At 45.8% G+C, this 14,450-nt stretch carries 13 protein-coding genes; 9 read left to right on the top strand and 4 right to left on the bottom strand.

Annotated features, from left to right (window positions below; genetic code table 11):
* The first annotated feature begins 59 nt into the window (after positions 1-59).
* From dnaE to KJB35_RS26975, 6 genes are all read left to right on the top strand, one after another.
* The gene (gene dnaE / locus KJB35_RS27000; RefSeq protein ID WP_285357258.1) at positions 60-3,539 is read left to right on the top strand and encodes a DNA polymerase III subunit alpha; all 3,480 of its coding nucleotides are present in this window, start codon (positions 60-62) and stop codon (positions 3,537-3,539) included.
* A 46-nt stretch (positions 3,540-3,585) separates the two neighbouring features.
* Positions 3,586-4,545: an acetyl-CoA carboxylase carboxyl transferase subunit alpha gene (gene accA, locus KJB35_RS26995; RefSeq protein ID WP_005380365.1), complete on the top strand. Its 960-nt coding sequence runs from the start codon at positions 3,586-3,588 to the stop codon at positions 4,543-4,545.
* 107 nt (positions 4,546-4,652) lie between these two features.
* Positions 4,653-5,963, top strand: coding sequence for a tRNA lysidine(34) synthetase TilS (tilS, locus tag KJB35_RS26990; protein ID WP_042521419.1), 1,311 nt, complete (start codon positions 4,653-4,655; stop codon positions 5,961-5,963).
* 70 nt (positions 5,964-6,033) lie between these two features.
* Positions 6,034-6,348: a cytochrome c gene (locus KJB35_RS26985; protein ID WP_017636043.1), complete on the top strand. Its 315-nt coding sequence runs from the start codon at positions 6,034-6,036 to the stop codon at positions 6,346-6,348.
* Positions 6,349-6,534: 186 nt separating this feature from the next.
* Positions 6,535-6,873, top strand: coding sequence for a nitrogen regulatory protein P-II (gene glnB / locus KJB35_RS26980; RefSeq protein ID WP_005380372.1), 339 nt, complete (start codon positions 6,535-6,537; stop codon positions 6,871-6,873).
* A gap of 140 nt (positions 6,874-7,013) precedes the next feature.
* A complete protein-coding gene (locus KJB35_RS26975; protein ID WP_213908253.1) occupies positions 7,014-7,859 on the top strand; it encodes an endonuclease/exonuclease/phosphatase family protein in 846 nt (281 codons plus the stop codon).
* Between the two features lies 1 nt (position 7,860).
* On the opposite strand, the gene KJB35_RS26970 is transcribed toward KJB35_RS26975, so the two are convergent.
* From KJB35_RS26970 to gloB, 3 genes are all read right to left on the bottom strand, one after another.
* The gene (locus tag KJB35_RS26970; protein WP_005380375.1) at positions 7,861-8,547 is read right to left on the bottom strand and encodes a YIP1 family protein; all 687 of its coding nucleotides are present in this window, start codon (positions 8,545-8,547) and stop codon (positions 7,861-7,863) included.
* Positions 8,544-10,127, bottom strand: coding sequence for a LysM peptidoglycan-binding domain-containing protein (locus tag KJB35_RS26965; RefSeq protein ID WP_017820746.1), 1,584 nt, complete (start codon positions 10,125-10,127; stop codon positions 8,544-8,546). Before KJB35_RS26965 ends, KJB35_RS26970 begins: the two co-directional genes overlap by 4 nt.
* A gap of 254 nt (positions 10,128-10,381) precedes the next feature.
* Entirely contained in the window at positions 10,382-11,140 is a 759-nt protein-coding gene (gene gloB / locus KJB35_RS26960; RefSeq protein WP_005380380.1) for a hydroxyacylglutathione hydrolase, read from the bottom strand.
* Positions 11,141-11,177: 37 nt separating this feature from the next.
* Here gloB and KJB35_RS26955 point away from each other — a divergent pair, with 37 nt between their 5' ends.
* Positions 11,178-11,924, top strand: coding sequence for a class I SAM-dependent methyltransferase (locus KJB35_RS26955; protein WP_017636046.1), 747 nt, complete (start codon positions 11,178-11,180; stop codon positions 11,922-11,924).
* Here KJB35_RS26955 and rnhA read toward each other — a convergent pair.
* Positions 11,921-12,385: a ribonuclease HI gene (gene rnhA, locus KJB35_RS26950; RefSeq protein ID WP_005380384.1), complete on the bottom strand. Its 465-nt coding sequence runs from the start codon at positions 12,383-12,385 to the stop codon at positions 11,921-11,923. The genes KJB35_RS26955 and rnhA overlap by 4 nt on opposite strands.
* A 58-nt stretch (positions 12,386-12,443) precedes the next feature.
* Here rnhA and dnaQ point away from each other — a divergent pair, with 58 nt between their 5' ends.
* Together dnaQ and KJB35_RS26940 are read left to right on the top strand one after the other, a co-directional pair.
* A complete protein-coding gene (dnaQ, locus tag KJB35_RS26945) occupies positions 12,444-13,166 on the top strand; it encodes a DNA polymerase III subunit epsilon (RefSeq protein ID WP_005380385.1) in 723 nt (240 codons plus the stop codon).
* An 8-nt stretch (positions 13,167-13,174) separates the two neighbouring features.
* Positions 13,175-14,425: a TIGR03503 family protein gene (locus KJB35_RS26940; protein ID WP_213908254.1), complete on the top strand. Its 1,251-nt coding sequence runs from the start codon at positions 13,175-13,177 to the stop codon at positions 14,423-14,425.
* Positions 14,426-14,450 lie beyond the last annotated feature (25 nt).

The raw sequence follows: 14,450 nt of genomic DNA, 5'->3' as shown, positions 1-14,450 counted from the left end.
TAAACCCAACCTCTTTAGGTTAGAATCCCCAACAAAATAGAGTTACACGGTACCTGTTAATGTCAGATCCCAAATTCATCCACCTGCGTGTTCATAGTGACTTCTCGATGGTGGATGGCCTCAACAAAGTTCCGCCAATCGTAAAGAAAGTTGCTGAGCTCGGTATGCCCGCAATGGCGTTGACCGACTTTACCAACCTATGTGGTTTGGTGAAGTTTTACGGTACGGCGCATGGCAGTGGTGTTAAACCGATCATTGGTGCTGACTTTAAAATGCAGTCGGACGAGTTTGGTGAAGAGCTGACACAAGTGACTTTGCTTGCGGCGGATAATGTAGGTTATAAGAACCTGACGTTATTGATATCAAAAGCGTACTTACGTGGACATGTTCAACACCACCCAGTGATTGACAAAGCCTGGTTGGCTGAAATGTCTGAAGGCCTGATTGTATTATCCGGCGGTAAAAGCGGAGAAATTGGTCGCGGCCTTTTGAAAGGCAACCGTCAAATAGTGCAAGGGTGTGTTGATTTCTATAAACAGCATTTTCCAGATCGCTTTTATCTTGAGCTACTTCGTACCGGTCGTCCAGATGAAGAAACTTATCTTCACTTTGCGGTTGAATTGGCAGAGCAGCAAGACTTGCCAGTAGTGGCGACCAATGAAGTTGTATTCCTGAGTCCAGAGCTATTTGATGCTCATGAAATACGCGTAGCGATTCACGATGGTTACACATTAGAAGATCCGCGTAGGCCAAAAAACTACAGTCCGCAGCAATATCTTCGTACAGAAGAAGAAATGTGCGAGCTGTTTGCTGATATTCCTGAAGCGTTAGAAAACAGTGTCGAGATAGCGAAGCGTTGTAACGTGACTGTGCGCTTAGGGGAGTACTTCCTACCAGCTTTCCCAACCGAAGGGATGAAAGAGACTGAGTTCCTAGTCATGAAATCCCGAGAGGGGTTGGAAGAGCGTTTAGAGTTCCTATTTCCAGATGAAGAAGAGAGAAAACGTCGCCGCCCTGAATATGATGAACGTCTTCAGATAGAGCTAGATGTTATCAACCAAATGGGATTTCCTGGTTACTTCTTGATCGTAATGGAGTTCATCCAGTGGTCAAAAGATAATGGAATTCCTGTCGGTCCTGGACGTGGTTCCGGTGCTGGTTCTTTGGTGGCTTACGCACTAAAAATCACCGATCTGGATCCACTAGAATACGACTTGCTGTTCGAACGTTTCTTGAACCCAGAACGTGTTTCGATGCCCGATTTCGACGTCGATTTCTGTATGGATAAACGTGACCAGGTTATTGACCACGTTGCGGAAATGTACGGTCGTGACGCGGTGTCTCAGATCATCACGTTTGGTACCATGGCGGCAAAAGCGGTAATCCGTGACGTTGGCCGCGTATTGGGCCACCCATTTGGTTTTGTTGATCGTATTTCAAAGCTGATCCCGCCCGATCCAGGTATGACGCTAGATAAAGCGTTTAAAGCTGAACCTGCACTACCTGAATTGTATGAGGCCGATGAGGAAGTTAAAGAACTCATCGACATGTGTCATATTTTGGAAGGCTGTACGCGAAACGCCGGTAAACACGCTGGTGGTGTTGTAATATCACCTACAACAATTACCGATTTTGCGCCAATTTATGCAGACGCTGAAGGTCACTTTCCGGTTACTCAATTTGATAAAAACGATGTTGAGACCGCTGGCCTAGTTAAGTTTGACTTCTTGGGTTTACGTACCTTAACCATTATTGACTGGGCGTTAGGACTGATTAACCCACGCCTAGAGCGAGAAGGGAAAGAACCGGTTCAAATTGAATCCATACCGTTAGAAGACCCTGCCTCTTTCCGTTTGTTGCAAAACTCTGAAACGACAGCAGTATTCCAGCTTGAATCTCGAGGCATGAAAGAGCTGATTAAACGACTTCAGCCAGACTGTTTCGAAGACATCATCGCATTGGTAGCACTCTTCCGTCCGGGTCCTTTGCAATCGGGCATGGTAGATAACTTTATCGACCGTAAACATGGTCGAGAAGCGATCTCTTATCCAGATGAAAAGTGGCAACACGAGTCGCTAAAAGAGACGCTTGATCCAACCTACGGCATCATCCTGTATCAAGAGCAGGTAATGCAGATTGCGCAGATCTTAGCAGGTTACACGCTAGGTGGTGCGGACATGCTTCGTCGTGCAATGGGTAAGAAAAAGCCAGAAGAGATGGCAAAACAACGTGCTATCTTTGAAGAAGGTGCGATAAAGAACGGTATCGATGGCGAGTTGGCGATGAAAATCTTCGACTTGGTAGAGAAGTTCGCCGGTTATGGTTTTAACAAATCGCACTCTGCTGCTTATGCATTGGTTTCTTATCAAACTCTTTGGCTGAAAACACATTATCCTGCCGAATTTATGGCTGCGGTAATGACAGCCGATATGGATAACACGGAAAAAGTCGTTGGCTTGGTCGATGAGTGTTTCCGTATGAAGCTTACCGTGCTGCCACCAGACATCAACTCTGGCCTATATCGCTTTAATGTTGATGAAAATGGCGCAATTGTTTACGGTATTGGTGCGATAAAAGGGGTTGGTGAGGGCCCTATCGATGCGATTCTTGAGGCGAGAAATAAAGGTGGTCACTTTAAAGACCTATTTGATTTCTGTGCTCGAGTTGATCTAAAACGCGTCAATAAACGAGTGATAGAGAAGCTGATTTACGCGGGCGCGTTGGATCGACTAGGCCCACACCGTGCGGCGATGATGGCGTCACTCAATGATGCGGTAAAAGCAGCAAGTCAACATCACCAAGCTGAGGCGTTTGGTCAAACGGATATGTTTGGTGTGCTAACGGATGCACCTGAAGAAGTAGAGCATAAGTATACGCAGGTTCCGCCTTGGCCAGAAAAAGTGTGGTTAGAGGGCGAGCGTGATACCCTAGGTCTATATTTGACAGGGCACCCAATTAACGCCTACGTAAAGGAACTAAACAAATACACCAGTTGTCGACTAAAAGACGCAACGCCCACTCGCCGCGACCAATCTGTCACGGTGGCAGGTCTGGTTATTGCAGCTCGTGTAATGACGACTAAGCGTGGTACACGAATTGGCATTATGACACTGGATGACCGAAGTGGTCGCATGGAAGTGATGTTGTTCTCAGATGCACTGGATCGATACGCTGAACTTCTCGAAAAAGACAGAATTTTGGTCGTTTCTGGACAGGTCAGCTTTGATGACTTCAACGGTGGCCTTAAAATGTCGGCGCGTGAAGTTATGGATCTCGGCAGTGCGCGCGAGAAATACGCTCGTGGTTTGTCGGTATCGATAGATGCAACTCAGATCAACGATCAGTTTTTTGAGCAGTTCAGCCGTATTTTAGAACCGCACAAAGCCGGAACCGTACCCGTCAATGTATACTACCAGCGTGCCGACGCCAGAGCGCGGTTAACATTGGGCACCGAGTGGCGAGTAACGCCAAGTGATACATTACTCGACGATTTAAAACAGTTACTTGGCAAAAGCCAGGTAGAACTCGAATTTAACTAAAAATTCAGCGCAATATGTTAGACGCTGAGTAAACAAGGATTCATAGATGAGCCTAAACTTTCTTGAATTTGAAAAGCCAATTGCAGAACTAGAAGCGAAAATTGAAGCACTACGTGATGTCTCTCGTCACGGTGGTGATTCTGCGATTGACCTGGATAAAGAAATCGAACAGCTTGAGAAGAAAAGCTTAGAGCTGAAGAAAAAAACCTTCAGTGACCTAGGTGCATGGGAAACAGCTCAACTGGCTCGTCACCCACTACGTCCTTACACGCTGGATTACATCCAACACGCTTTTGAGGAGTTTGATGAATTAGCGGGTGACCGCGCGTTTGCAGACGACAAAGCGATTGTGGGTGGCATGGCTCGCCTTGAAGGCCGCCCTGTGATGATCATTGGTCACCAAAAAGGTCGTGAGACCAAAGAAAAGGTGAAACGTAACTTTGGTATGCCGAAACCAGAAGGCTACCGTAAGGCTCTACGCTTGATGGAAATGGCAGAGCGTTTCAACATGCCGATCATCACATTTATTGACACGGCTGGCGCGTATCCAGGTGTGGGCGCAGAAGAGCGTGGTCAATCTGAAGCTATCGCGAAAAACCTAAAAGTGATGTCTGGTCTTAAAGTGCCAGTAATCTGTAACGTTGTTGGTGAAGGCGGTTCTGGTGGTGCACTAGCAATCGGTGTAGGCGACTACGTGAACATGCTTCAGTACTCTACGTACTCAGTAATTTCTCCTGAGGGTTGTGCTTCAATCTTATGGCGTGATTCAGACAAAGCGCCACAAGCGGCAGAGGCAATGGGTCTAACTGCTCCGCGTCTTAAAGAGCTTGAACTGATCGACGAAATCATTGAAGAGCCACTAGGCGGCGCTCATCGCGATCATGTTCAAATGGCAGCGAATATGAAAGCGACACTACTTCGTCAGCTAGAAGATCTAGAACAATTGGATGAAGAGACGCTACGTGAGCGTCGTTACCAGCGTCTAATGAGCTACGGTTACTGTTAATTTCGGTGATTGCTATTAAGCGTTAGCTGATATCTCAAGTGATAACAGTTAAAATAGAAAGGGTTGGATGAGAGTCCAGCCCTTTTTTTGTACCTATCGGATCGCTTATGGAATCGCTTTACCCGCATTTTGCTCAAGTTCTCGGCCGCTACTATCAATTAGGCACTAAGGTTGTCTTGGCGTTTAGCGGAGGAGTGGATTCACGTCTTTTACTCGAATTACTCAGTCGCTACCAACAAGCGCATTCGATAGAGTGTCACGCTGTGTATGTGCACCATGGTTTAAGCTCGAATGCCGATAATTGGGCCGATAAATGCTTACTTTGGGCACAACAAGTGGGGATATCGTGCTCGATCGAGCGAGTGAGCTTAGACATCAGCAATGGTGAAAGTATTGAACTTCTTGCTCGTAAAGCTCGCTACCAAGCCTTAACTAAGTACATTCAAGAAGGTGATATACTGTTGACTGGTCAACATGCCGACGATCAAATAGAGACTTTTCTCCTTGCGCTTAAGCGCGGCAGCGGGCCTAAAGGGTTATCTTCGATGGCGGAGAGTATGCCGTTTTCTTGCGGATCTCTAGTTCGACCATTGCTTACTATCAAGCGGAAGACCATCGAAGAAGCCGCTACTAAATTAGGCTTGGAGTGGGTGGAAGACGAAAGCAATCAAGATACCCGTTATGATCGTAACTTTCTTCGTCATTGTGTTATTCCTGAATTGTCTGGTCGCTGGCCGAGTATCCATCAAGCGGTTCAGCGCAGTGCAAGTTTATGTGCTCAACAAGAAGCGCTATTGGATGAACTATTGAGCGCGGTGTTTGAACGCGCTTTACAAACGGATCTAAGTTTGAGTATTGAAGAACTGGCTAAGCACAGTGGATTAGCGCGTGCGCGCTTGATTCGTATGTGGCTGGCTAAGCTTAATACTAGTATGCCGACTCAGGTACAACTCAATCTTATCTGGAATGAAGTGGCATTAGCTCAGCAAGATGCCAACCCCAAACTACAACTTAAACAAGGTGAAGTGCGCCGTTTTCGAAATCGTCTCTATTGGGTAACGGAAACGGCTGATGTCACTAAGTGGCAAAGTACGATTCAAGTTGATGCGACTTTGTCGCTGCCTGAGGGACTCGGGGAGCTGACCTTAACGACGAGTTCTAGTAACGCAACGATTGCGCTACCGAGTCAGCCAGAATTGCTTCGCGTGACCTTCAATCCGGAAGGCTTATCAGCGCATCCAACCACGCGTAATCACAGTCGAAAACTGAAGAAGTTATTCCAAGAATACAATGTGCCAAGCTGGCTGCGTCGTCAAATTCCGATTTTAATGTACCAAGACCGAGTCGTTGCTGTGGCAGATCTGTTCGTTGATCAGGCGTTTAATGGTCAAGATTGTGAACTTATTTGGCGCAGGTAATGAAAATTCATGCCACAATGTCGATTATAAAATATAAAAATCCTTAAATAATAATTGATTAGGTGAAGCAATGAAGAAAACAATCATGGGGGCAATGGTGGCGTTAACCATGTTCAGTGGGCAGGCTCTAGCTGCGGGAGATGCTGCAGCAGGTCAAGCAAAGTCGGGAGTATGCGCGGCGTGTCATGGCGCTGATGGTATTGCTGTCATTCCGGGTTACCCAAATCTGAAAGGGCAAAATGAGCAATATATTATCAGTTCAATTAAAGCTTATAAAAATAAAGAGCGAACAGGTGGGCTTGCTGCTGTGATGCAAGCTCAAGCTTCATTGTTGTCTGATGAAGATATCGCTAACCTAGCGGCTTACTACGCAAGTTTGAAGTAAACGCGAGTCTGAAAAAGCTTGGACGATTGGGCATTGAGCAGTCCTCATTGGGTTTTATCAACTCACGATATTCGCTATGTTAATTTGCTCAGCCTGGATTTTCGCTGGTGGATCAGAGACAAACATTGAATGTTGCGAAACGCTAAACGATAATAAGCGCAATCGATTGAAGCTTAAGGGATGAACATGAAAAAAATTGAAGCGATTATCAAGCCATTTAAACTGGATGATGTTCGAGAAGCGCTAGCTGAAGTTGGCATTACAGGGATGACCGTCTCTGAAGTGAAAGGCTTTGGTCGCCAAAAAGGTCACACCGAGCTTTACCGTGGTGCAGAGTACATGGTGGACTTTCTACCTAAAGTGAAGCTCGAAATCGTTGTAACGGAAGATGTGGCTGATAAATGCGTAGAGACAATCATTGAAACCGCGCAAACTGGTAAGATTGGTGATGGTAAAATATTTGTCACTGATATTGAGCGTGTGGTTCGTATTCGTACTGGTGAAGAAGACGAAGACGCGATCTAAGGTTTCTTGTCACTTGTTTCGTATTTATTATGCTAAAAGGGAGCCAAGTGGCTCCTTTTTTGTTGTTTGCTTATTAGTGAAATCATTTAACCCGAGATTGGTTGTTCTAGATTTCGGGTGCCTACATTCAGGTTTGTCGTATGTTTAAGCGTTTTTTTCTGGCGTTAGCTTTTCTCGTAATGGCGGTATTGGTTGGCTTCCAGGTTATTTTCACCGTACCAGATCAGCCGCAAATTATTACTCAAACAGGCTCAGAGTTGACGCAGGATATTAGGTGTATCGAATTTAGCGGCTCAAAAGCTTTGGATCAGGGCGGTGAAATCAATGTACTTGTCTGGAATATCTACAAACAGAACCGAACGAATTGGCAAAGTGCACTCAATGAATTCTCTGCTGATAAGCAGCTGCTGTTATTGCAAGAAGCCAGCATGACACCATCATTTAAACAGTGGTTGGTGGATGGTCGCTGGGTTAGTAATCAAGTGAGTGCTTTTAAGGCGCTGGGTAGCGGTGCCGGTGTAATTAGTATTGCTCAAGGGCAACCAGAAAAAGCCTGCGCTTACACCTCTAAAGAGCCGTGGCTTCGCTTACCTAAGTCTGCATTATATAGCCAGTATCACTTGAGTAATGGCGAGAAACTCGCAGTGGTGAATGTACATGCGATTAACTTCACCGTGGGTACAAAAGAGTATGTATCTCAGTTAACGGCGCTTGACATGCTTTTAAAGCATCATGTGGGGCCAATTCTATTTGCTGGAGACTTCAATAGCTGGAGTGAATCTCGCGTTAATGCGATGAGGCAGGCCTTAAAGGCTGCGGACTTACAAGAGGTGACGTTCTTGCCGGATCATCGAGTCCAATTTATAACAGGGTTACCACTGGACCATGTGTTTTACCGAGGTCTGACGCTTAAGTACGCAAAAGCGCCGCAGAGCGACGCTTCCGATCATAACCCATTGTTATTGTCATTTACGTTAAATAACTAGCTTAGGTTACCACAATATAAAGTGCCCAAATAACGTAGAAGAATACCCATGGCAGGCTTGCTATCACCAAAGCTTGGCCACGTTCAAACTCCGTCCACGTCAGTACAACGCCGTAGCCGAGCACAATGTACCAAGGCAGAAGCAAAGGTAACGAGCTAGCGAAATGAGACCATTCGTTAGTAAGAGGCAGCTTTAATAGACCATTGAGGCTATTTAAATCGGCAGCGTAAGTCATTACCTGACCATGCTTGAGTAGCAAGCTCGCGTAGCTTGCTACATCGCCCAATACTGCTGGGAATAAGATAGCACACGATGCGGCAAACCATTTCCAGTAACCGTATTGTTGTTTGCTTGCCTTTGTTGCAAGAAAGAACCAAAGCGCGAGCAATAGTAAGGTGGCAAAGCGGTTGAATACATCATTGATGATCGCGCTTGCCATTAGCGTGTTTGGTTCTAATAGCTCAATCTGCTTCGGGTCGATTTGCTGAAATTGCGCAGCAAGTTGGTCACTGAGCCACGTGAAATCGACATTCGAAAAGTAAGCACCCCAGAATAAAAACGGACTAAGCATCAGGAAGATGAACGGTTGCCATCCCCATCCACCGCGTTGATAAAGCGCAAGAAAACAAGATGTTGGAGAACGAAAAATGTCCAACAGCATCACAAGTGGATTGCTTGATGGGTTCATACACTTACCTTCGTTACGTCAACGTACAACTTAAGCTTTTGACCTGGTTGTAAGTATTTTTTCTTGTGTAGCGAGTTCCATTTCACGATGTCGTTCGTTTTTACTTTGAACTTGCTTGCAATGCCGCTAATGGTGTCGCCAGAGCGAACGTTGTAGAAAACGGTACGGATCACAGAACCTTTGTCTGAGTCTTTCCAAATCACTAGCTTTTGACCCACACGCAATGGATCTTTAGGGCCCATACCATTCCATTTAGCTAACGATTTATACGACACTTTATTGTTACGTGCGATTGACCACAAACTTTCTCCAGACTGAACGACATGGGTGAGCTTGAGTTGACCACGAGCACGAGATTGAGTCTTGTTTAATCGGTTTTGTGCCGTTAATGCATATTTTGCATCGTCTTTTGTTGATGTCGGAATCAATAGGTATTGACCAATACGAATGTTGTTATTCGATAGGCCGTTGGCACGTCGAATGACTTTCGTGGTTGTGCCGTATTTATTAGCTAGCACGCTTAAAGAGTCACCAGATTTCACCTTGTAGCGAGCGACCTTCATCCCTTTACCGCGATTTTTCTCCACCTTGGTGAGAAAAGTCTCTTTTTTCTCTACGGGAATCAAAAGTTGGTGCGGCCCCTCAGGCGCTGTCGACCACTGGTTGTATGCTGGGTTGTAACTCTGCAACTCTTTTACGCTAATGCCGGCATAATCTGCGGCAATAGCCAGATCTAACTGCTCTTCTGGATCAACAAGCGTTAGAACAGGCTTGTTTGGAATTGCAGGAATATTAAGTCCGTACTTGTCTTGGTTTGCGATTACGTCAGCCAAGGCCAATAGCTTAGGAACGTAACTGCTGGTCTCTTTTGGTAAGTCTAATGAGAAGAAATCGATAGGTTTACCGAGCTTTTTATTCTTACGAATTGCGCTAGAAACACGGCCACCACCGCTGTTATAAGCGGCGATTGCATGTTCCCAGTTACCATCAAAACGCTCGTTTAGTTGTACTAGATAGTCCAGCGCTGCATCCGTTGCTGCTGCCACATCTCTGCGACCGTCATACCAGTAGTTTTGCTCTAATCCCATCATTTTTCCGGTGCCTGGGACAAATTGCCACAACCCAGCCGCGCTACCATGTGAGTAGGCAAAGGCATCGAATGAACTTTCCACTACAGGAAGTAAAGCAAGCTCCATTGGAAGTCCGCGCTCTTCGATACGTTTTGTGATCATGTATAGAAAAGGAGTCGCACGCTTAGATACCGTGTAAAGGTGATTTGGGTGCTTTAAATACCACGTACGGTAGTAGTCCACTTTCTTGTGGTTTGGGATATCCATGTCCAGCTGCATGGCGATACGTTGCCACACATCTTCTTGTTCTTGGGGGGAGAGAACTTTAGGCGCGTCGTTAGCGGATTTTTTTGCTAGTGACGATTTATTGCCCGGTTGAGCTTTTACTGCATTTTGCTTTGCAGTCTGCTCAGATTTATTGGTTTCTGGTGTAGAAGACGTTGAATCTGACTGAGTCAATTGACAGCCAGATAATAACAACGCCAACGCCCAAGTATACTTCAAACGCATGGATTCAGCCTATTTAGGGCCTGTTTATCTTCACCTGCCTGTCGCGCAACGTAATGTGCGTGGCAGTCGCAAGATAATAGACATCTTTTAAACACTAACTAATTTATAGAGGCAAAGAGCTTCTAATTATGCAATGGGGAGAAATTCAAATAGATTTATATCAACCCCAAACGTAAGAGAAGCGCCAGTGGCGCTTCTCGAAAAATCAGTCCCTGATAATACTGGGGTCTTGCAAACTTACAAGCAGAAAATGGTTAAAATTCGTTCTTCCACTCGCGTAAAGCAGTAAAAACCGAGCATGGATCGCTATTTTTAATGCGACTAGCAACAGATTGAACCACGTCAGGGTTAGAGGTTCGCAAGAACGGATTAATCCACTTTTCTTTGCGTATTGTTGTTGGAAGTGTCGGAATGTTGAGTGCTCGCAGTCGGTTTACATCGTCGCGATATTGGCGAAGTTGCTCATTGTCAGGTTCAACCGCTAGAGCAAACGCCACGTTACTCGCCGTGTATTCATGTGCGCAGAAGACTTGAGTTTCTTCTGGTAGAGACGTTAGTTTGCTCAGTGATTCAAACATTTGCTCAGGCGTACCTTCAAAAATACGACCGCAGCCAGCAGAAAAGAGCACGTCACCGCAAAACAGTTTTCCGTCCCCAACGTAACCGATATGGCCCAAAGTATGACCGGGTAACCCAAGTACTAAGAAAATCTCACCAAACAACTCTAGCTTGTCGCCTTCTTCCATTGGTGTCGTTAGGGTTGGAATTGGCTCTGATTTTGGGCCCACAACGGCGACGTTAGGAAATGCACGCACTAAGTCTGGAACACCACCAATGTGATCGTTGTGGTGGTGCGTAATTAAAATCGCTTCTAAAGTTAATTCGTTAGCCTGCAGAAATTCTAATACTGGCTTCGCATCGCCCGGATCAACGACTGCGCAGCGCTTATCGCTATTTTGTATCAGCCAGATGTAATTATCATTAAATGCGGGTATGCTTTTGATCTCTAACACGATTCGTTCTCCGTCACCCATTTTAGTCAGGTGGTTAATGAAACCAGCACTCAGCAACAAAACTATACCACACCCGTCGACTTGGTCAGCAATGAACAACGGTCCGTGGGTGCTTGAGTCAATCCAGACCCGACTTGATGAATGGTGCCCGAAACTCTTCGGCTACCATATGCTCAAACTGGGCGGGTTGAGCTGTGAGCTAACCAGCTGTAATTGTAACATTCAACACCAAGTCAACGTAGATATCCAGAACCCGTTACATAATGTGATTGCAGATGGTTACGAATTACCCTTTTTGGAAAAAAGCTTTGATGTTGTGATACTCGCTCATCAGCTCGACTATGCAAGCGATCCACACCGTTTGTTGCGTGAAGTCGATAGAGTGATGATGGATGATGGCTATGTAATTATTACTGGATTCAACCCATTAAGCTTGACTGGATTAGCGAGTTTGCTTCCATGGCGTAAACATAATTTGCCTTGGAGTGGACGAATGTTTACGTCGAACCGCATCAAAGATTGGTTAGGGTTACTTAATTATCAAGTGATTCATTGTGATCGTTATGCGCTGTTTCCGATGAAACGTTACCGTACGATGTGGACATGGTTGGAAAATAGTCTTGGTGATTGGGCATCACCCGCTGGGAGTTTGTATTACATCGTCGCGCGGAAACGGACATACCCTCTCAAGCCTATCAAACCGCATTGGCGCTTGAAGAAAAAGCTCACACCACTTGGGGTGATGAATCGAGAGGGTAACACTATGAGGAAAGAATCTCGCTAAGAGGGTTGGTAACCTGTATCTTCCTCAGTTGGGTTTTCTGCAGCAGTACGGGCTAGCTCATCACACATTTCGTTCTCACGATGGCCTGCGTGGCCTTTTACCCAATGCCATTCAACTTGATGGCGTGCGGTTTCTTTGTCTAGAGCTTGCCATAAATCGGCATTCTTCACGGGTTTTTTATCCGCTGTTTTCCAACCACGCTTCTTCCAGTTATGGATCCACTGAGTAATACCTTGGCGCACATATTGGCTGTCAGTCGTTAAAGTGACTTTGCAAGGTTGTTTTAACGTCTGCAGCGCGACGACAGCCGCCAACATTTCCATGCGGTTGTTGGTAGTTAACGTATAGCCTTTGGAAAGTGTCTTTTCTACGTCTTTGTAACGCAATACTATGCCGTAACCACCTGGTCCTGGGTTACCTAAACAAGAACCGTCAGTGAAAATCTCAACGTGTTTGGTCATATTTTTGGTACTATTAGCCGAAACATTTAATAAAGCATAGTCTGACATACATAACCTTATGAATACCAGCAGCAATTCTGAATATAACCGCATTGTCGTTCTCGATACCGAAACCACAGGTATGAACCGCGAGGGTGGTCCTCACTACATGGGACACCGCATTATTGAAATCGGTGCCGTGGAGATCATCAACCGTAAGCTGACTGGTCGTCACTTCCACGTTTATTTAAAACCCGATCGTGAAATCCAACCAGAAGCGGTTGAAGTTCACGGTATTACGGATGAATTCTTGGTTGATAAACCGGAATACGCGAGCGTGCACCAAGAGTTTCTTGAGTTTATTAAAGGCGCAGAACTTGTTGCCCACAACGCGCCCTTCGATACCGGCTTTATGGATTACGAGTTTGGCATGCTCGATCCTAACATCGGCAAAACGGACGACTACTGCAAGGTGACCGACACCCTTGCTATGGCGAAGAAAATCTTCCCTGGTAAGCGAAACAACCTTGATATCTTATGTGAACGTTACGGTATTGATAACTCGCACCGTACTCTCCACGGAGCTTTGCTCGATGCGGAGATTCTAGCCGACGTTTACCTCTTTATGACGGGTGGTCAAACGAGTCTAGAATTTAACGCGAATAAACAAGAGGGTGGAGTAGAAACCATTCGTCGTATTGAAGGAAGAAAAGCGCTAAAGGTTTTGCGCGCAAGTGCCGATGAACTAGAAGCTCACCAAAAAAGATTAGAGTTGGTGAACGACTGTATTTGGCATCAATAGGAGAAGCTATGTTGAGGGCTTTGTTGGTCGCGTTTTTAGCGATATGGAGTAGTCTCTCGAGTGCTGCGAGTGAATCTACAATGTCTTTGTTAGACAATCGCTTTCGAGTTGATCCAACCATCGAGCAGATCACGTTTTTGGTTTATCGTGAGCAAAGTTCTCAGCCAGTTGTTTTAGTCCGTCCTGACGGTAAAAAATACTATGCTTGGGGCTCTTACGACAATGTACGTTGGTATCAAGAAGCCTCACTCGATATTATTTCCGTTGATAACCCTATGCCAGGTCCATGGCAGGCTGTGGGGAAAGTTACGCCTAAAAATAACATCCGCTTAATTTCTCACCTAAAGCTCAGTACGGATCTGTTCCCAAACCGATTATATAATGGGGAAGCGCTTAAGTTTACAGCTCGCCTGACCTCCGACGGCAAACCTCTTGTATTGCGCGACTTCCTTGATCGCGTGAATCTGCGCGTGACATTTACCAAGTTTGTCGAAAATGAAGATGAGCTGATCAAAGAAGCTCGTCCAGTGCCGATGGTTGTGGGTGAGTTTTCTGATGACGGCCGCGGCTTGGATGAAAAAGCAGGGGATGGTGTGTTTACGGTTCAGCTCCCGATAGACGTTGAGCCTGGTAAGTACCGCGCGCGCATCACGTCTGGCAATGGCGTATTCTTACGAGCGCAAGAACAAGTCATCTTGGTTTATCCGAACCCAATCTCTCGTACTTTTATTCAGGCTCGTAATTCCGATAAGCCACACCAATTAGTGGTGAGTGGCGAGCAAGGTATGATTGCACCAGGCTCTATAGCAGTCACAGTGAAAAAGGACGCACCCGATGGTTTCATTAGTTACAGCCAAGGACAGGTCTCTAAAGATGGAATGAGAGTTACGTTGAACCTCAATAACGATGCTGAGCTTGGTAAGTACGCATGGCGCGGCGAGATCTTTGCCACTGATTTTGCAACTCAGCGTCCGTTGGTGTTTCCTATTCCAGAGCAAACTTTCAGTGTTGTTGATGAAGTTGATCTAGAAGCTGCTCGAATTGCAAAAGAAGCTGAATTAGCCGAGCAGCGCCGTATTGAAATGGAAAAGCAAATTATCGCTGAGCGGGAGGCTGAGCGTAAGCGCAGCATGATTATTATCGCGGTAGGTAACTTGATAATGCTGCTGATTGTGATCATTGCATGGATAGTCTGGCGCAAAATTAAAGCGAAGCGCGATGCCATGCCAGAGATGCAATTAGAAGTACCAAAGAAATAGTAGTAACACATAAAGCGAGAAACGG

The sequence above is a fragment of the Vibrio sp. D431a genome, assembly GCF_030248655.1.
Classification (GTDB): Bacteria; Pseudomonadota; Gammaproteobacteria; order Enterobacterales; family Vibrionaceae; genus Vibrio; species Vibrio alginolyticus.
Note: the sequence above shows the minus strand (reverse complement) of the source record. Positions and strands in the feature narration are given on the sequence as shown.

Excerpts from the sequence above, each read along its gene's own strand:
- dnaE (WP_285357258.1), top strand. The coding sequence starts at position 60 with ATGTCAGATCCCAAATTCATCCACCTGCGTGTTCATAGTGACTTCTCG.
- accA (WP_005380365.1), top strand. The coding sequence starts at position 3,586 with ATGAGCCTAAACTTTCTTGAATTTGAAAAGCCAATTGCAGAACTAGAA.
- tilS (WP_042521419.1), top strand. The coding sequence starts at position 4,653 with ATGGAATCGCTTTACCCGCATTTTGCTCAAGTTCTCGGCCGCTACTAT.
- KJB35_RS26985 (WP_017636043.1), top strand. The coding sequence starts at position 6,034 with ATGAAGAAAACAATCATGGGGGCAATGGTGGCGTTAACCATGTTCAGT.
- glnB (WP_005380372.1), top strand. The coding sequence starts at position 6,535 with ATGAAAAAAATTGAAGCGATTATCAAGCCATTTAAACTGGATGATGTT.
- KJB35_RS26975 (WP_213908253.1), top strand. The coding sequence starts at position 7,014 with ATGTTTAAGCGTTTTTTTCTGGCGTTAGCTTTTCTCGTAATGGCGGTA.
- KJB35_RS26970 (WP_005380375.1), bottom strand. The coding sequence starts at position 8,547 with ATGAACCCATCAAGCAATCCACTTGTGATGCTGTTGGACATTTTTCGT.
- KJB35_RS26965 (WP_017820746.1), bottom strand. The coding sequence starts at position 10,127 with ATGCGTTTGAAGTATACTTGGGCGTTGGCGTTGTTATTATCTGGCTGT.
- KJB35_RS26955 (WP_017636046.1), top strand. The coding sequence starts at position 11,178 with ATGAAACCAGCACTCAGCAACAAAACTATACCACACCCGTCGACTTGG.
- rnhA (WP_005380384.1), bottom strand. The coding sequence starts at position 12,385 with ATGACCAAACACGTTGAGATTTTCACTGACGGTTCTTGTTTAGGTAAC.
- dnaQ (WP_005380385.1), top strand. The coding sequence starts at position 12,444 with ATGAATACCAGCAGCAATTCTGAATATAACCGCATTGTCGTTCTCGAT.
- KJB35_RS26940 (WP_213908254.1), top strand. The coding sequence starts at position 13,175 with ATGTTGAGGGCTTTGTTGGTCGCGTTTTTAGCGATATGGAGTAGTCTC.